The organism is Faecalibacterium sp. i21-0019-B1, assembly GCF_042852915.1.
Lineage (GTDB): Bacteria > Bacillota > Clostridia > Oscillospirales > Ruminococcaceae > Faecalibacterium > Faecalibacterium taiwanense.
The window spans coordinates 1393950-1410507 of record NZ_AP031425.1 but is presented as its reverse complement, the minus strand read 5'-3'; the positions used below and the strand labels follow the sequence as shown (position 1 = coordinate 1410507).

24 protein-coding genes are annotated in these 16558 nt (G+C 61.1%); 18 read left to right on the top strand and 6 right to left on the bottom strand.

Going from position 1 to position 16558, the window contains the following annotated elements:
* Window positions 1–2 precede the first annotated feature (2 nt).
* The 18 genes from ACGHP1_RS07185 (at window position 3) to ACGHP1_RS07100 (ending at window position 14823) form a co-directional block, all read left to right on the top strand.
* Window positions 3–206: a hypothetical protein gene (locus tag ACGHP1_RS07185; RefSeq protein WP_390508708.1), complete on the top strand. Its 204-nt coding sequence runs from the start codon at window positions 3–5 to the stop codon at window positions 204–206.
* Window positions 203–472 carry a hypothetical protein gene (locus tag ACGHP1_RS07180; RefSeq protein ID WP_390508705.1) on the top strand — a complete coding sequence of 90 codons (270 nt, stop codon included), beginning with the start codon at window positions 203–205 and terminating at the stop codon, window positions 470–472. Before ACGHP1_RS07185 ends, ACGHP1_RS07180 begins: the two co-directional genes overlap by 4 nt.
* Window positions 469–2868 (top strand): VapE domain-containing protein, encoded by a 2400-nt coding sequence (locus ACGHP1_RS07175; RefSeq protein WP_390508703.1) that lies wholly within the window; start codon window positions 469–471, stop codon window positions 2866–2868. The genes ACGHP1_RS07180 and ACGHP1_RS07175 overlap by 4 nt, the downstream gene beginning before the upstream one ends.
* Before the next feature lie 401 nt (window positions 2869–3269).
* Window positions 3270–3605: a VRR-NUC domain-containing protein gene (locus ACGHP1_RS07170; protein ID WP_390508701.1), complete on the top strand. Its 336-nt coding sequence runs from the start codon at window positions 3270–3272 to the stop codon at window positions 3603–3605.
* Between the two features lie 33 nt (window positions 3606–3638).
* Window positions 3639–5012, top strand: coding sequence for a DEAD/DEAH box helicase (locus tag ACGHP1_RS07165; RefSeq protein WP_390508699.1), 1374 nt, complete (start codon window positions 3639–3641; stop codon window positions 5010–5012).
* Window positions 5009–5218, top strand: a complete 210-nt coding sequence (locus ACGHP1_RS07160; protein WP_337678985.1) for a hypothetical protein — start codon at window positions 5009–5011, stop codon at window positions 5216–5218. The genes ACGHP1_RS07165 and ACGHP1_RS07160 overlap by 4 nt, the downstream gene beginning before the upstream one ends.
* A 168-nt stretch (window positions 5219–5386) precedes the next feature.
* Window positions 5387–6061, top strand: a complete 675-nt coding sequence (locus ACGHP1_RS07155) for a DUF4417 domain-containing protein (RefSeq protein ID WP_390508697.1) — start codon at window positions 5387–5389, stop codon at window positions 6059–6061.
* A gap of 20 nt (window positions 6062–6081) precedes the next feature.
* Complete coding sequence (locus tag ACGHP1_RS07150) at window positions 6082–6894, top strand: hypothetical protein (protein WP_390508695.1); 813 nt, start codon at window positions 6082–6084, stop codon at window positions 6892–6894.
* Window positions 6895–6917: 23 nt separating this feature from the next.
* Window positions 6918–7085, top strand: coding sequence for a hypothetical protein (locus ACGHP1_RS07145; RefSeq protein ID WP_390508693.1), 168 nt, complete (start codon window positions 6918–6920; stop codon window positions 7083–7085).
* Between the two features lie 70 nt (window positions 7086–7155).
* Complete coding sequence (locus ACGHP1_RS07140) at window positions 7156–7977, top strand: hypothetical protein (protein WP_390508690.1); 822 nt, start codon at window positions 7156–7158, stop codon at window positions 7975–7977.
* 10 nt (window positions 7978–7987) lie between these two features.
* Window positions 7988–8209: a hypothetical protein gene (locus ACGHP1_RS07135; protein WP_390508688.1), complete on the top strand. Its 222-nt coding sequence runs from the start codon at window positions 7988–7990 to the stop codon at window positions 8207–8209.
* 72 nt (window positions 8210–8281) lie between these two features.
* Window positions 8282–9547, top strand: a complete 1266-nt coding sequence (locus ACGHP1_RS07130; protein ID WP_390508685.1) for a DNA modification methylase — start codon at window positions 8282–8284, stop codon at window positions 9545–9547.
* A 145-nt stretch (window positions 9548–9692) separates the two neighbouring features.
* A complete protein-coding gene (locus ACGHP1_RS07125; protein WP_390508683.1) occupies window positions 9693–10103 on the top strand; it encodes a hypothetical protein in 411 nt (136 codons plus the stop codon).
* The gene (locus ACGHP1_RS07120; protein ID WP_390508681.1) at window positions 10030–11322 is read left to right on the top strand and encodes a PBSX family phage terminase large subunit; all 1293 of its coding nucleotides are present in this window, start codon (window positions 10030–10032) and stop codon (window positions 11320–11322) included. The genes ACGHP1_RS07125 and ACGHP1_RS07120 overlap by 74 nt, the downstream gene beginning before the upstream one ends.
* Window positions 11319–12842, top strand: coding sequence for a phage portal protein (locus tag ACGHP1_RS07115; protein ID WP_390508678.1), 1524 nt, complete (start codon window positions 11319–11321; stop codon window positions 12840–12842). The genes ACGHP1_RS07120 and ACGHP1_RS07115 overlap by 4 nt, the downstream gene beginning before the upstream one ends.
* Complete coding sequence (locus tag ACGHP1_RS07110; RefSeq protein ID WP_390508676.1) at window positions 12829–13023, top strand: hypothetical protein; 195 nt, start codon at window positions 12829–12831, stop codon at window positions 13021–13023. Before ACGHP1_RS07115 ends, ACGHP1_RS07110 begins: the two co-directional genes overlap by 14 nt.
* On the top strand, window positions 13017–14225 hold the full coding sequence (locus ACGHP1_RS07105) for a phage minor capsid protein (protein WP_390508674.1): 1209 nt from the start codon (window positions 13017–13019) through the stop codon (window positions 14223–14225). The genes ACGHP1_RS07110 and ACGHP1_RS07105 overlap by 7 nt, the downstream gene beginning before the upstream one ends.
* Window positions 14226–14289: 64 nt before the next feature.
* Window positions 14290–14823, top strand: a complete 534-nt coding sequence (locus tag ACGHP1_RS07100; RefSeq protein ID WP_390508672.1) for a hypothetical protein — start codon at window positions 14290–14292, stop codon at window positions 14821–14823.
* Window positions 14824–14885: 62 nt separating this feature from the next.
* Here the strand turns inward: ACGHP1_RS07100 and ACGHP1_RS07095 are convergent, their stop codons facing one another.
* From ACGHP1_RS07095 to ACGHP1_RS07070, 6 genes are read right to left on the bottom strand one after another with little or no spacing between them, the layout of a single operon-like run.
* Window positions 14886–15170: a hypothetical protein gene (locus tag ACGHP1_RS07095; RefSeq protein ID WP_390508670.1), complete on the bottom strand. Its 285-nt coding sequence runs from the start codon at window positions 15168–15170 to the stop codon at window positions 14886–14888.
* The gene (locus ACGHP1_RS07090) at window positions 15170–15436 is read right to left on the bottom strand and encodes a hypothetical protein (protein ID WP_390508667.1); all 267 of its coding nucleotides are present in this window, start codon (window positions 15434–15436) and stop codon (window positions 15170–15172) included. The genes ACGHP1_RS07095 and ACGHP1_RS07090 overlap by 1 nt, the downstream gene beginning before the upstream one ends.
* Before the next feature lie 3 nt (window positions 15437–15439).
* The gene (locus ACGHP1_RS07085) at window positions 15440–15685 is read right to left on the bottom strand and encodes a hypothetical protein (protein ID WP_390508666.1); all 246 of its coding nucleotides are present in this window, start codon (window positions 15683–15685) and stop codon (window positions 15440–15442) included.
* 5 nt (window positions 15686–15690) lie between these two features.
* Window positions 15691–16116, bottom strand: coding sequence for a hypothetical protein (locus tag ACGHP1_RS07080; protein ID WP_390508664.1), 426 nt, complete (start codon window positions 16114–16116; stop codon window positions 15691–15693).
* 3 nt (window positions 16117–16119) lie between these two features.
* A complete protein-coding gene (locus ACGHP1_RS07075; RefSeq protein ID WP_390508662.1) occupies window positions 16120–16302 on the bottom strand; it encodes a hypothetical protein in 183 nt (60 codons plus the stop codon).
* Window positions 16303–16305: 3 nt separating this feature from the next.
* Window positions 16306–16557 carry a hypothetical protein gene (locus ACGHP1_RS07070; RefSeq protein WP_390508660.1) on the bottom strand — a complete coding sequence of 84 codons (252 nt, stop codon included), beginning with the start codon at window positions 16555–16557 and terminating at the stop codon, window positions 16306–16308.
* Window position 16558 lies beyond the last annotated feature (1 nt).

The following is a 16558-nucleotide window of genomic DNA, read 5'->3' as shown; positions in this document are numbered from 1 at the left end:
CGATGAGCGCAACGACATTTGAAAAGGCGGCGGTTTATGCCGTCTCCCAGGATACCGCGCTGCTCCGGCTGCAGTCAGAGTACAACGTGCTGCTTGCACAGAAGCGCCTCAGTGATGCCCGTGGCGTAGCACTGGCGATGCAGATCCTGCGGCGGCTGGACGTGCACGTAATTTCGCAAGCAGACTGGAGGGAGAGCAGACGATGAAGAAAACAGAATCCCTACCCAGCGCCTCGGCGCTGCTCGCCTGCACCTGCGGTGCAATGCCCTACGACGCAGAGAAACGCCCGAAGGGCAAAGTCGGGCTGACCCGCTACCGCAAGAGCAGCAGGTACACCAGCGACGGTGGCTGGTCGGTGGTCTGCACCCGCTGTGGCAGGGTCGGCGAGCGCGGCAGCACGCAGATCGATGCAAAAGCCAGATGGAACGCAAAGCGGTACAAGTATGGCCCGCTGAAGGAGGGAGAAGAATGAGCGCTACACCGATCACTATCAGCGTAGGCGGCAGCCGCACAGCGACCGAGTGGGACGGTTGCTCCATTACATGGGCCGACTTCACCGACGATCTGCAGAACGCCATGCAGAACAACTGCGGCACCGAGACCCACGCGGAGTACATGGCCCTGTCCAAGGGCAAGCAGGCTGACCTGAAGGACGTGGGCGGCTTCGTGGGCGGCACCTTACGGGGTGGGAGCCGCAAGCGCGGCTGCTGCACCGGGCGCAGCCTGATCACGCTGGACATGGACAACTGCGAGCCCGGCAGCACCGCCAAATGGGTGCAGGTCATCAGGGACATGGGCACCGCAGCGGTCTACTCCACCCGCAAGCACGACCCGGAGCACCCGCGCCTGCGGGCCATCTTCCCCACCGACCGGGGCATACAGCCGGAGGAGTACCAGCCCTGCGCCCGGATGCTGGCCCAGATGCTGGACCCCACCATGAAGGTGTTTGATCCGACCACCTTCGAGACCGAGCGCCTGATGTACTGGCCCAGCCGCAGCGCCGACAGCCAGTGGGTCTGCGAGGCCACCGAGGACGGCAGCCGCATCAGCGTGGACGACCTGCTGTGGCTCTACGCCGACTGGCACGACGTGCGCCAATGGCCTGCCTGCCCCGCTGAGACGGTCAAGCTGCCCGGCGGCAAGCAAGCCGACCCCACTGCCAAACAGGGCGTGGTGGGCGCTTTCTGCCGGACTTACGACGTGCCCGCAGCGATTGAGAAGTTTCTCCCCGGTGTGTACGTGAATGCAGGCGCAGGCCGCCTGACCTACGCCGCAGGCAGCACCACCGCAGGCGCGGTGCTTTACGACAACGATACCTTTATTTATAGTCACCACAGCACCGACCCCGCAGGCGGCAAGCTGCTGAACGCATGGGATCTGGTGCGCATCCACAAGTTCGGCGATCTGGACGCGGATGCCGCTCCCGGCACGCCCACCGCCTCCCTGCCCAGCTGGCAGCAGATGCGGGCGCTGGCCGAGAGCGACGGCCCCACGGCGGCCCTGCTGCGGCAGGAGGCGGTAGACCACGCGATGGAGGGCTTCGAGCCGCTGCCCGAAGAGGACACCGACCCGGACAAGTGGCAGGAAAAGCTCGACCGTACCCAGAAGGGCGCACTGGCCAGCACCATACAGAATGCATGGATCATCCTCGAGCACGATCCGGCGCTCAAGGGCCGCATCTGGAATGACACCTTCTCGGAACGGCTGCGGTGCAAGGGCCCCTTCCCGTGGAGCGACAAGACACAGGAGCGGGACTGGTCGGACGAGGACGACGCAGGCGTGCGGTGGTACCTTGAGACAGTCTACCACTTCAGCGGGGTCAACAAGGCCGCAGACGCGGTAGCCCTGACCGGTGGACATCACGCGAAAGACCCGGTGCGGGAGTACCTGCAGGGTCTCGTCTGGGACGGCACCGAACGGTTAGACCGGCTGTTCATTGATTACCTCGGCGCAGAGGATAGCAGCTACACCCGGGCGGTGACACGGAAGATGTTCGTTGCAGCGGTGGCCCGGTGCTTCCGCCCGGGATGCAAGTTCGACCAGATTTGCATCCTCAGCGGCAGGCAGGGCATCGGTAAGAGCCTGCTGCTCAGCCGCATGGGCCGGGAGTGGTTCAACGACAGCATCACCAGCTTCGACGGCAAGGATGCCCGTGAGAACCTGCGCGGCGTGTGGATCGTCGAGCTGGGCGAAATGACGGCCTTCAGCCGCTCCGAGAGCGAGGCGGCCAAGCAGTTTCTGAGCCAGACCGAGGACCGTTACCGGGCCGCTTATGGCCGGAGAACGGTGCAATACCCCCGCCGATGCGTGTTCTTCGGTACCTCCAACAGCTCCGATTTTCTCCGCGATGCCACTGGAAACCGCCGATACTGGCCCATAGATTGCAGCTTTGAGCGCCGCACACGGGTCGTTCACGATGATCTGACCCCTGCAGAAGTGGATCAGCTGTGGGCCGAAGCGGTGGCCCGGTTCAACGCCGGAGAGGAGCTGATCCTCCGGGACGAGCTGCAAAAGGCCGCTCTGGCAGAGCAGCAGGCGCACACCGAACGCGACCCGTGGGACGGTGACATCCTCGAATTTCTGGAAAAACCGGTGCCGCTGGACTGGGCGAAGCGCACGGTAGACGAGCGTGTGGCATGGTGGGAGAACGGCCCGGCTGAGGGCACCACCACCCAGCAGCGCACCACGATCTGTGTCAACGAGATCTGGCGGGAGGCGCTCGACAGCACCGGAAAGGCCCCCGACCGGATGCAGTCCAAGCGCATCGCAGCGGTGCTGAACAGCTCCCCGAACTGGCAGCCCGCGAAGTATCCACAGCGCCATGGACCCTACGGGGTGCAGCGGATCTGGCGCAGAAAATCAGAGTAATTACCCTGCCAAAAACGTGCATACAAAGCCCGCCGAAACCCGCCGCCGTGCATACAAAGCACCTGCGGCAAGGTCGGCAAAAATGCATACACGAACATACAGAAAAGCATGAATTTTTTGTAAACGCGAGGGATTCAAGAAAACCAGCATACGGTGCATACAAAGCCGACATACACGCTTTTTGAAAGTTGTATGCATGAAAAAGTGAGTGTTTATGCAGCTTTTTCGGTCAAAACAAACTCAACATACAATCTTTTACCCTAGAAGAAGAAAAAAGAGGAGAAATAAGACGTGCGCGTAAAGCGCCCGCACGTACACGCTTACACGCGTAGGGATATAAGGAGCTTCGGTATGTTTTGTTACAGGTATGCACGGACAAATGAGCAAAAGGAGAAACTACAATGCCGACAAATAAGCCACTTGAGAAAAGTATCGAGAACATCCTGCGCAAGGCCGTGGAGGACGAGGGCGGGGTGTGCCTGAAATGGACCTGCCCCGGACACAGGGGTGTGCCGGACCGGATGATCCTCTTCCCCGGCGGCATCATTGCCTTTGTAGAACTCAAGCGCCCCGGTGCAAAGGTCAAGGCGGGGGGATTGCAGGAGTGGTGGAGGATGAAGATTCTGAGCTTCGGGTTCCCCTGCTATGAAATCAGCACCGCAGGGGACGCCCAACACCTGGTGGACTTCCTGAGCACCAGGAGCTTCATTCAGATCGCGCAAGACGATGCCGACTGACACACTGCCCTAAAAGAAACGGAGGTCAAAGCAATGCAGCAATTTCACCCGCACCCATATCAGCAGGCGGGCATCGAAGCGATCCTCGAGAAGCCCGGCGTGGCGCTCTGGATGGAAATGGGTCTGGGCAAGACGGTGGTCACCCTGACCGCCATCGATCAGCTGATCTACGACCGACTGGAGATCAGCCGGGTGCTGATCGTAGCCCCGAAGAAGGTCGCAGAAGCGACGTGGCAGGACGAAGCCGCCAAGTGGGGGCACCTGCAGCACCTGCGCATCTCCACCGTGCTGGGCACCGAGAAGCAGCGCAAGGCAGCTCTGGAAACCCCGGCAGATATTTACATCATCAACCGCGAGAACGTCCCCTGGCTGGTACACACGCTGGGCCGGAGCTGGAACTTTGACATGGTGGTTCTGGACGAAGCGTCCAGCTTTAAGAACCACGCCGCCCAGCGGTTCAAAGCCCTGAAAGCCGTGCGCCCCAGAATCCACAAGGTGGTGGAGCTGACCGGCACGCCCCGGCCCAACAGCCTGCTGGACCTCTGGGCGCAAATCTACCTGCTGGATCAGGGCGAGCGGCTGGGCCGGTACATCACCCACTACCGCAAGGACTACTTCTGGCCCACCGAGTACAGCTACGAACCGAAGGACGGTGCCGCCGAAGCGGTGGAGAGCCGCATCAGGGACATCGTCTTGAGCTTCAAAGCCGCCGACCACCTGACCCTGCCGGAGAAGATCATCGACGATATCCCGGTGGTGCTGGACAAACCCGCCAAGGCAGCCTACAAGAAGCTGGAGAAGGACTACCTGCTGGATGTGGACGGCGAGACCATCACCGCCCAGCAGGCGGCAGCCCTAACCGGCAAGCTCCTGCAGCTGTGCAACGGCAGCATCTACGACGAGGGCGGCACGGTGCACCAGATTCACCGGTGCAAGCTGGATGCTTTCGATGAACTGATCGACGCGCTGGACGGCCAGAAAGCCCTCGTGTTTTACGGTTTCCGCTTCGACGAGGAGCAGCTCACCGAAGCCCTGAAAGCCCGCCACAAGGGCCTCAGATTTGCCGTGCTGCGCTCCGGGCAGGATGCCGCAGACTGGAACGCGGGAAAGCTGGATGTTCTGCTGGCCCAGCCCGCCAGCTGCGCCTACGGCCTGAACCTGCAGCAGGGCGGGCATCACCTGATCTGGTACAGCCTGCCGTGGAGTCTGGAGCTTTACGCCCAGGGCGAAGCACGGCTCTACCGTCAGGGCCAGACCCAGAGTGTCATCGTCCACCGGCTGATCGTCAAGGGCGGTGCGGACGAGATGGTGGTCAAGGCGCTGAACCGCAAGGACACCGACCAGAACAGCCTGATGCAGGCGGTAAAGACCCACATTCAGGCAGCGAAGAAGGGAGACAACAAGTGAGCACCCGAGCATTCCGCAGGCTTTCCCGCGCAGAGCGTCGCGGCTTTATCAACACCATCGAGGACCCGCTGACCCGCCGGGCCTTCGAGATCGTATTTCTGGGTCCGGGCAAGGTCAGCTGGCGCAAGGCAGCGCTGCTCTACGGCGGCGGCATTTCCCCCGAGACCCTGCGGGTCTGGGTGTGGCAGGAGCTGCAACGCGCATGAGCCGCAGAACGCCGCCGTGAGCGCCGCAGCAGCGCAGGCGGTAAAGTTCCCGCCCGATTCACAAAAACCCGCCACGGAGGCCCGCAGCGGCGGCTGTGCGCAAGTCATAACGTTTTCACTAAGAAACCCATGCTATGCTCTTCTGGATAACACACAGGAGGGTGGAGCATGGGTTTTTCTAACGAGCGGATGAGGACGGGCCAGCTGGTGAACTGGTTTCTGCTGGACGGCCTCGAGCTGACCCCGGCGGGCAACCCCGTCACCAAGGCCCTGCCGCTGCCCTTTGGGGTCGATCACCTGATCGGCTTCAACGAACTGCTGACCTGTAAGCACCCGGAGAGCGCAGGCGTGCACTTCTTCCTCGACGATTACCAGTTTGAGCGCTTCTGGCGGCAGCCGCAGCGGTACCTCGATGCACTGGCAAAGTGCCCGCTGGTGCTCGGCCCGGACTTCTCGCTTTACACCGACTTCCCCGCGCCCATCCAGCACTGGAACCACTACCGGAACCAACTGCTCACCGCATGGCTGCAGCACAACGGGGTCTGCGCCATTCCGGCAGCAAGCTGGTCGGATGAGGACAGCTTCCACTGGTGCTTCGACGGCATCAGCAAAGGCGGCGCGTTGGCAGTGAGCACGGTGGGCTGCCTCGTCCACAAGGACGCATCCGATGGTCTGATGGAAGGGCTGAAAGAGCTGATCCGACAGACCGAGCCATCCGAGATTCTGGTCTACGGTAAAACGCCGCCTGCAATGGCAGCACTGCTGCGGGAGCACAGCATCCCGTGGCAGGCATTCCCGCACAACATGGCGACCCGCGTAAGGGCCAGAGAGGAGGCGCAGTGATGGGCGGCAGAGGCAGCAGCATGAGAGGTTCCCAGGGCATGGGAGGCGGCGCAGGAGCGCCCGCAGCAGCCGCACAGGCGATGCCCACGATTCAAGCAGCACCGGCAGTTCAGGCGCTACCGGCAGCACCGGTAGCGCCCCAGCAGGCAGGCCCACCCATCGGCGCAAATGGCTTCGGCCACCTGACCCCGCAGCAGGTCTCCGCGATGGAGAGCGCCGCGCAGCGGCAGATGATGCGCGACCCGGCGCTGGCCGCAGGCGTGACCGACTACATCAACCCGGTCATGCAGAGCAACGGCAAGGCCCTGAGCCAGAACGCCAACTGGGCAGCCGCCAATAAGCTGCCATTGACCGCACGGCAGCAGGCCATGATGGACGCAGTGGACAGGCTGGCAAAGCCCATCGGGCAGGAGACCACCCTGTACCGCGCCGACCACGACGACTTCCTGAAGCGCCTGAAGGTCAACAACTACCAGAGCATGAGCGACAGCCAGCTGCGCAAGGCGCTGGTGGGTAAGACCTGGACGAACGACTGCCTGGAATCCACCGCCTACGACAGCCGTGACAACCCCTTCTGGCCGCAGCCCGGCGGCAGCCGCAGTGCAGGCAAGCATGGGCAGGGCGGCTCCGTTTCCGGCAACCGTGAGGTGCTGATCCGGTATCACACCGCCAAGAGCACCCGGGCGGCATTCATCCAGCCCAGTCAGTCGGAGGCCGTTCTTGCCGTTGGCACCCATCACAAGATCACCGGTGTCCGTTCTACTCGCACCGGCCCGTCCCGCACTTACGGTTCCGGCAAGCGCGTGATTGAACTGGAAATCGAAGTGTGGTAAAATCAATCTGGAGGTATCTCACTATGGCAAAAGCAAAGGTTTCCGCAAAGAAGCGGAAAGAGATCGAAGCGGCAGAGCAGAAATTCCGGCCCCTCGACACTCCGGCTTCCCCCTACCCCTTCCCTAATCTGGGTATGGAGAAGCCCGCCAGCAAGAAGAAAACCACCAAGGCGAAACCCAAGAAAAAGTAATTCGTAACGTTTTGCCCCCGCTTTTCATGTTACCCTTGACCGAGAAATTCACGGTCAAGGGAGGATTCACATGGGCGGCAGAGGTGGAAGTATGGGCGGCAGCCACGGCATGGGTGGAGGCGGTGGTGCAGGAGGTGCAGCGAAAGCAGCGGCACCGGCAGCATCCCAGACCCGTGAACAGCAGCTGCTGGCACAGATCAAGGGCAACCCGGCGGCCCTGATGCAGATGAGTGATCAGGATGCCGCAGATACCGTCAGGGCAATCGACAACCTGCCTATCGCTAAAGACGGCACGCAGAATGACACGTTTGTGCAGCGCTATATGTCACTGGTCGGATGGGACGCAAACAAGCCAACCGTCCTTAGTGAAGCGGCCTATGAAAAGGCCCGCCAAAAAGCCGGTGAGGAATCCATGTATCATGCTGACAACGCCAGCCGGGCAGCAGTAGGCAAAAAGATGAACCAGCAGCTCTTGTCCGGCAAACAAGCCTACTATTCGCAGGGTGTGCACGGCGCAGGCACTTACTGGGCGCAGAGTGATGCCGGAGGGTCTGGCGGATATGGGCAGTATCAGGTCAAGGCATTTCTCAACGGAAAGGCTAGACCGATAACCACCTATCAGCTCAAACAGGATTTCCAGCAGCTTCGTCGCAGAAAACCCAAGTTATACAACGCTCTTGCGATAGCAAAGCGTGGTAGCTATGGCGGTAGTCCTGAGACGATGTACCCTATCCTCGCGGCAGCCAGAGGCAAAAATGTTATTCTTGATAACTACTGGGGCAACAGCACGCAACGGTCCGCGCGCCAGTACGTCGTAACACTCGACCGTAGCGTACTCACCATGAGCAGCAAAACAATCGCAAATGCAGACGGGTACACCCCGAACTGGTAAGGAGTAGAATATGGCAGAACGCAATTGGAATGAAGCTTTGATCTCTCAGGTTGAAAACAGCCCGGCCGGCCAGAAATGCGGCAGGGATGCACGCAAATATGCGGTGGATTGCTGGCACATCCACGTTGGTGACTGGCCGAAGCCCTACCCCGGCTGGAAAGACCCCTACGCCAAGCTGGATAAGGCCGCAAAGGCCAAGCCCAAGACCGCCAAGGCGAAAGCCAAAAAGTAAGTCATAACGTTTTTACCCTAGGCTCTCTGGTACAATTGCCAGAGAGCCTATTTTATTGCCCGGAGGGATTGCATGGAGAGCGTGAAACACCAAATCGAGTACAAACGGCTGGACGAAATCCGCCCCTATGACAATAACCCCCGGCGCAACGACGAGGCCGCAAAAGCCGTGGCCAACAGCATCAAAGAGTTCGGGTTCCAGTCCCCCATCATCGTGGACAGGGACGGCGTGATCATCGCCGGGCACACCCGGTACAAGGCCGCCCGGAGGCTCAAGCTGCAGGAAGTGCCGGTCATCGTTGCGGCAGAGCTCGACCCGGAAAAGGTCAAGGCCCTGCGCATCGCAGACAACTCCACCGGCGAAGTTGCCGAGTGGGACCTGCAGCTTCTGGTGCAGGAGCTGACCGGCATCGACTACGACATGACCGACTTCGGCCTGAACCTCCAGATCAAGATCGACGAGGAGGTCAAGGAGGACGACTTCACCGCAGAGCCCCCGGAGCAGCCCATCACCCAGCGGGGTGACATCTGGCTGCTGGGCGACCACCGGGTCATGTGCGGCGACAGCACCAGCCCGCAGGACGTGGAGCGGCTGATGGACGGCCAGCTGGCCGATCTGCTGCTCACTGACCCGCCCTATAACGTGAATTATCAGGGCTCGAACGGCAAGAAGATCGAGAACGACAACATGGCGGAGAGCCAGTTCCGGCAGTTCCTGCTTCAGGCATACAGCCGGGCCTTCGATGCCTGCCGCACCGGTGCCAGCGCGTACATTTTCCACGCAGACACGGAGGGTGAGGCGTTCCGGGCCATGTTCCGGGAGGCAGGCTGGGGTTTACACGGGTGTCTGGTCTGGGTCAAGAACAGTCTTGTTCTCGGCCACAGCGACTACCAGTGGCAGCACGAGCCCTGCCTGTACGGCTGGAAGCCCGGCGCGAACCACTACTTCATCAACGACCGCAGCCAGACCACCGTCATCGACGATGCAAAGCCGGACGATCTGCGGCACATGAAGAAGGATCAGCTGCTGGACTGGGCCATCAAGGCGCAGGCGCTGCTGACGGAGAAGCCCAGCAGCGTGATCCGCTGCGACAAGCCGCCCCGCAACGCGGAGCACCCCACCATGAAGCCGGTGGTGCTGTGCGGCAGGCTCATCAAGAACAGCTCCCTGCCCGGCCAGACCGTGCTGGACCTGTTCGGCGGCAGCGGTTCTACGCTGATCGCCTGCGAGCAGCTGAGCCGGAAGTGCTACACCATGGAGTATGACCCGCGCTATGTGGACGTGATCGTCCAGCGCTGGGAGGACTTCACCGGTGAAAAGGCCGTCCGCCTGAAATAACCATTCCCCGCCGGGGCAGGTTTTTACTCCTTTCCCGCCCCGGCATTTTTCATAGCCAAAACGGCACGCACACGGGTCATCCTCCGCCCGCAGGGCTCTGGAAGCAGAGCCGGTGCGTGCCGTTTTCTCATACGGAGGTGAAACCTTGGCACGAGAATCCCAAATCAGCAAGTGGAACAGCCCCAGTGGGCTGCTGCGATTGCAGCGGCTGGCGATGCACGGTCTGACGCAGGCGGAGATCTGCGAGCAGATCGGCGTGCCGGTGCGCACTTTCCGGCGCTGGTGCACGCAGGACCCGCGCATCAAGCAGGCCCTCAGCGTAGGCGCGGAGGCGGCGCTAGCCAGCGTGGAGAACGCCCTGTTCAAAAAGGCCCAGAGCGGCGATCTGGGCGCGATGTGCTTCTTTTTGAAAAACCGAGATCCGGAGCATTGGAGTGAGCACCCGGAGCTGAGAGGTTACGACGGAAAGGTGGTGTTTGTGGATGACATACCAAAGACGGCAGCCCCCAAACCTGCTGAAGCAGCAACTGAAACTAAGCAGCCTGATCATCCCTGAATACTACGCCGCCCACACCGCCATCTGGTCGGGTGAGTACAACGAGTATCTGGGCGACGGAGGGCGCGGCTCTCTCAAATCGACGTTTGCCGCCACCGAGGTGGTGCTGCTGGTGATGCGGGTGCCGAACATCCATGCCGTGGTGCTGCGCAAGATTGGCAACACCCTCGCCACCAGCGTTTGGCCGGAGTACAACCGCGTCATCGACCGCATGGGCATCCGGCATTTGTGGAAGCAGACCAAGAAGCCCTATACCCTGACCTATATCCCCACCGGGCAGACCATCCAGTTCTATGGTCTGGACGACCCCGGCAAGCTGAAATCCATCGCCGTACCGTTTGGCTACTTCGGCGTGATGCACTTTGAAGAGTTCGACCAGTACGACGGTCCCGAAGAGATACGAAACGTGGAACAGTCGGTGTTCCGTGGCGGCCCCTTCAGCTTTTCCTTCAAGACCTTCAACTCCCCCGCCATGGCGCGGCATTGGGTCAACCGGTACAAGCGGGAGGCAAAACCGAAGCAGTTCCGGCATCACACCACCTACCTGACCACCCCGCCCGAATGGCTGGGCCCCCGCTTCTTCGATGACGCTGAGACCCTGAAGCAGCGTGACCCGGTGGCCTACGCCCACGAGTATCTGGGCGAGGTGGTGGGCTGCGGCACCGCCGTGTTTGAGAATCTGGAGCTGCGGCCCATCACCAGCGAGGAGATCGCCGGGTTTGACCGCCGCTATTACGGTCTGGACTTCGGCTGGTACCCCGACCCGAACCATTTCGGCGGCATGAGCTACGACCACGCCCGGCAGACCGTCTACATCTACGAGGAGCACCGGGCCCAGAAAGAGACCGATGCCCAGCTGGCCGAGGTGCTCAAGAGGCACCTGCACGATGAGATCATCGCGGACAGCGCGGCCAACCGGTCGATCGCTACACTGCGGGATCTGGGGTTCAGCCGCCTGCGCGGCTGCCGGAAGTACGCTGCCCACGGCGGCACATCCGTCACCGACGGCATGAAGTGGCTGCAGAGCCGCGCAAAGATCGTCATTGACCCCCAGCGCTGCCCATGGACGGCGCGGGAGTTTTCTGAATACGAATATGCCATTGACAAAAAGACCGGCGAAGTGATGCCGGGCTTTGTCGATGCGGCAAACCACAGCATCGACATGACCAGATACGCCCTTGAGGACGTCTGGCAAAAGAGAGGTGTACAGAACGCATGATAAACCACGCCGACATTGAGAACATCATCGGCTGCAAGACCCTTGTCACCAACCGGATGCAGCGGGCCATTGAGGACTGGTACGATGCAGCCATCAATGGCCTGCCGATGGACAAGAATCCGGAAACCCTGACCCTCGACCTGCCCGCGCTGATCTGCGCAGAGCTGGCACGGCTGACCACGCTGGAGCTGGAAGCCACGGTGGAGGGCAGCGACCGTGCCGACTGGATCAACGCCCGGCTGCAGCGGGTGCTCACGCCCCGCAGACGGCGCATCTTCACGGTGGCGCTGGCCCTTGGCAGCGGCATCTGGAAGCCCTACCAGAGCGGCAAAAAACTGGGTATTTCCTTCTGCAACGCGGCCCGGTACTTCCCCGTGGCCAACGACGTAGAGGGCAGCCTGACCGAGGGCGTGTTCATCGACAGCATTCAGGATGACGATAACTACTACCACCGCATGGAGTGGATGCACGTGCTGGAAAGCCGCGCAGATCTGCGGGATGAAGAGCTGGCGCAGCTGGAAGATTACGACCTTGCAGCGCCCACACAGTTCCCCTGCACCAAAGTAGTCAACCTGGCCTTCCGCAGCGCAACACAGGACAGCCTCGGCAGCCCGGAGGATCTGAGCATCCGCCCGGAGTGGGACGACATCCAGCCGGTGGCCTACCTGACCGGGCTGGAAAAGCTCCCGGTGGGTTACTTTGTGACACCCATCGTCAACAGCGTCGATCCGGACAGTGAGCTGGGCGCGGCTATGTTTGAACCCGCCCGCAAGCAGATCATCGATGCCGACGAACAGTACACACGGCTGGACTGGGAGTACGAGGGCGGAGAGCTGGCGGTAGACACGGATGAGAAATTTCTTAAGCCCAGCGCCACCGGGCAGCAGTTGTCCAAAGCACAGGCGCTTAGGGAATACGGCGTGCCGCCGGAAGCCATCGACAGCACGGCACCGCACCACAGAGAACGGCTGTTTCACGGCATCGATGTCAACACCGGTATCACCGACAGCACCCCGTTTTATCAGGTGTTTTCCCCTGCCCTGCGTGACGGCAGCTACCTATCCGGTCTGAACCAGTATCTGCGCAATGTGGAAAGCCACGCGGGCCTGAGCTTCGGTGTGCTGTCTCAGGTGGCAGACGTGGAAAAGACCGCCACCGAGATCGTCAACAGCAAGCAGAAGCTGTACTCCACGGTCTCCGACCTTCAGGCAGCACTGGAGGACGCTCTGCGCGGCCTGATCGATGCGCTGGACTACTGGGCAGATCACATCCCCGGCGCACCCGGCAAAGGCAAACTGAACATCTCCTTCAAGTGGGACGACAGCATCATCCTTGACCGCCTGTCCGAGATGGCCCAGTGGCAGCAGGAGGTCAGCATGGGCCTGCGTAGCAAGACCGAGTACCGGATGCACTTCTTTGGCGAGGACGAAGAGACTGCTACACGGGCAGTGCAGGCCATCCAGCAGGAGGCTGGGGCCAATGACATCCTGAAGGGAGTGATCGACAATGGCGACGGCTAAAACGAAATTCGCCCGGATGAAGCAGACCGCGGAACGGCTGGACTGGCTGATGGCGAACGCGCGCATCCTGCGCAGCCCTGCGCTGTGGGAGAAATACTACGAAGCTCTGCGCGTCGTCCGGCTGCTGGGCTTTGAGGTCACGGTGGAGGGCGGCCGCTACCACCGGGTAACGCCATGCTGACCCCGGACGAAGTTAACGGCTACGCTGGGCTTATGGCGGCCCCGTGGGACGAGCTGAACGAACGTATCCTGCGGGACATGGTGCGCCGGATCGTCAAGGCAGGCAAGATCACCTCCACAGCGGAGTGGCAGAGCTTCCGGGCGCAAGCGCTGGGCGCGAGCCGGGCATACCTTCTGCGGCAGATGCAGGCCATTGTGCAGGAGCTGGGGCCCCAGGAAGCCGCTGTGTTTGCCCAGGCAATAAAACAGGCATACACCAAGGACGTGCTGGATGCAGCCGCAGCAGGCCGCGCTCTGGCCCCTCTGGGCGAGAGTGAGGAAGCGCAGCAGCTGCTGGAAAGCGGCTACCGGCGCACCATGAACACCCTGTACAACCTGACCCAGAGCCGCGCTGTGATGGGCAACCAGAACATGGTGGAGACCACTCAGCGGCAGCTGGCGTATTATCTGGACATGGCCCACATGGATGCCGCCAGCGGCGCGTTCAGCTCCGACGATGCAGCACGGCGAGCGCTGAATGCTTTAGCAGCAAAAGGTGTGGGGGCTATCACCTACCCCAGCGGCCACGTGGACACGCTGGACGTAGTGGTGCTGCGAGCTACCCGCACCGGCATCAACCAGACTGCCGGAGAGATCACCCGCCACAACGCAGACGCACTGGAATGCGATCTGATGGAGCTGGATGCCCACGTGGGTGCCCGCACCGGCGACGGCGGGCAGGACCTGACCAACCACAGCTGGTGGCAGGGCCAGATCGTCAGCCGCAGCGGCCGGCACGGCTATCTCTCGCTGGACGATATCGGCTACGGCGACGTGCGCGGCTTCATGGGGGCCAACTGTGCCCATAACTGGGCAATGTACTGGGAGGGCGCAAGTGTTCGCAGCTACACCCCCGAACGGCTGGCTGCGATCAATGCGGCTACCGTAACCTACAACGGTAAGGATATTGACCGGTACAAGGCCACCCAGATGCAGCGCGCCCAGGAGCGGCAGATCAGGGCCGACAAGCGGGCGTTTCTTGTGGCGAAGGAAAGCGGCCAGAAGGATGCCGAAAAGGCCGCAGCGGCAAAGCTGGCGGCCTCTCGTGCAAAGATGAAAGACTTCCTCAGTCAGACCGGGCTGCAGCAGTACCAGCTGCGGGAGAGCGTGCCCGGCTTTGGCCGCAGCGAAGCGGCCAGCGCAGCCGCGCAGGCACGAAAATGAGTGTGCTGGACTTCTTGAAAAGGCCGTGCTATAATTCAGGCCAGAATAAAGGAGGTTTCACACTATGAAGATCAAGAATCGAATCCGGGCGGGCATTGTGCTGCTCGCCCTCGCACTCGGCTTGACCGCCTGCGGCGGCAGCTCTTCCAGCACCGCCAGTAGCGCAGCATCCAGCGCGCCGGCCAGTTCCGTGAGCGAGAGCGTCAGCGCCGAGCCGGAAAGCACCAGTGCTGCACCGGAGAGCGCAGTCAACACCGAGGCTTCGCCTTTGGACGGCATCAAGTTCTCGGTAAGCAAGGTGCGCAACGATAACACCGGCAACTGGCGTATTTCGCTGATTGCAGAGAACATCGACATGAGCGAGTATGCGCTGGACTACTACAAGCAGTATTTCACCGACGACAGCGAGATCCACTTTATTGTGAACTTCAACTACAACACCACCACGAAGATCATGAACATGGGCGGGCAACTGGATGTAACCGTGCAGGACTACGTCCCCAAAGAGGAGCATGACGCAAATACTCTGGGTAGCGGCACCGTTCTGGCCGAGTATTTTGTGGACAAGGAAACTGGCGAAGTTGAAAAGATCGGCTGACAAATAAGCAAAGCAAAAGCCCTGAAGGAATGCACCTTCAGGGCTTTTCTTGTTGGGTCAATTCACCGGAACATATCAACAACATATTCAACTGCGGCTTTCGCTTCCGGGGTGAGCGGTCGGGTACACCACCCACGGTCATAATAAGCAACCTCCTGCCAGTAACGCACATCGCCCGGCGGCAGTTGACTGACCCAGAGCTTCAGGATCCTGCCGCCGTCGATACCAAACTCGCTGTGCTTCTCGCAGACCTTGGCCTGCCACCGAATCTCCGAGCCGTTCAGCTCGAGGCTATCCTCGTGCCAAAGCTGGCTGTCCACGCACATTTCCGTTCGGAATCCCCGCATCACTGATCACCTCCATCATAGTCCACCACATAGCCGTTGTACACGAAGTTCTCTGCCGCCATGGCAGCGTCGAGGACCCGGTTTGCATACTCGGCAGCCTCCTCCGGGCTCTTGAGGCCGAGGGAGGCCCACTGGACACCCAGCCGAACCGGTGCGCCCTGCTGGGCAAAGTTACGGTCGAAAATCCGAATGCCGTCCCACTTGGTGAACTGCGCCTGAAGCGCGCCCAGCGCCTCGTTGTACACCTTCCAGTTGACCTTCTTCATAGATTAGCCCTCCTTCACCAATTCGTAATGCTTGATGCTACCGTCTACAAATCTCCGGCCCTGCAGGATCTCCACGCTCTGGAGCAGAAACTCGAGGTGGGCCATATCGATAGCCCCGCAGGAGCCGGGGTCGCGGAGCAGCTGCTCTGCCAACGCGTCCTGCATCTTGACGGTGTAACAGGTCTCACCGACGATCTTCTCGCCATTCTCGATCTCCGCGGTGTCATAAGTGATGTTCAGCTTCTTCATGATCACTATTCTCCTTTCGCAGCAGCATTGCGGATTGCCCGCTCTTCGTTCTCCTGATCCAGCGCCTGCGCAAAAGCATCCAGCGCGCTGGCCCTCGTGATCGGCCCGAACTCCTTCACAAAATAGGCGAAGGTGCGGTCGTCCCAGCACTCGACGTAGCCGTCGCCGCCCTTACCGTAGTTCTCGCGGGCCAGAGCCATGAACTGGTCGAAGGTCAGCGCCGGAGGGTTCGGCTCGGTGTCCAGAGGGACGACCCTCGCATAGGGGTGTCCCCTGCGAATGACCTGCGTCAGTTCGGTGTCAGCCGCTGCCCGTTCAGCCCGGCAGCCGTAGACCTTCAAGGTGCCGTCGTCCTTCTCTTCGAGGATCGCCCAGTTGTAGGTGTGCGTCTTGCTGGTGCGCACCAGCTGGCCTTTGTAATAGAATTTCATGGTTCAGTCCTCCTTCAGCTCGCGCAGCAACCTTTCCAGCGCTGCGATATGATCCTCATAATACAGACCGCCGCGGCGGGAGCCGCAGTAGCGGGAATAAGAAATCTTCCAGCGGCGAATCTGCTCCTTGCAGGCAGCCACCGGATCGGCGGCGGTCTTGATCTCTTCGATGCTCAGATCACGCATGGTTCAGTCCTCCTTGTTGGTGTACTCGTCGGTGTCACGGCTGGATTCGCCCATCAGAAACGCCCGATGCTTGCCCTTGTCGTCCCTGACCCAGTCACCGCCCAGAACGGTGAGGGTGAAGATCATCCCTTGGTACTGACCCTCGGCGCACACCCGGGTCGGCTCCGGCAGGTCCTCCCGGTGCATGACGCACCACTGAGAGTCCATACTGAACGCCAGCATCCCCAGATGGCCGCGCAGTTCCTTCTTCTTCATG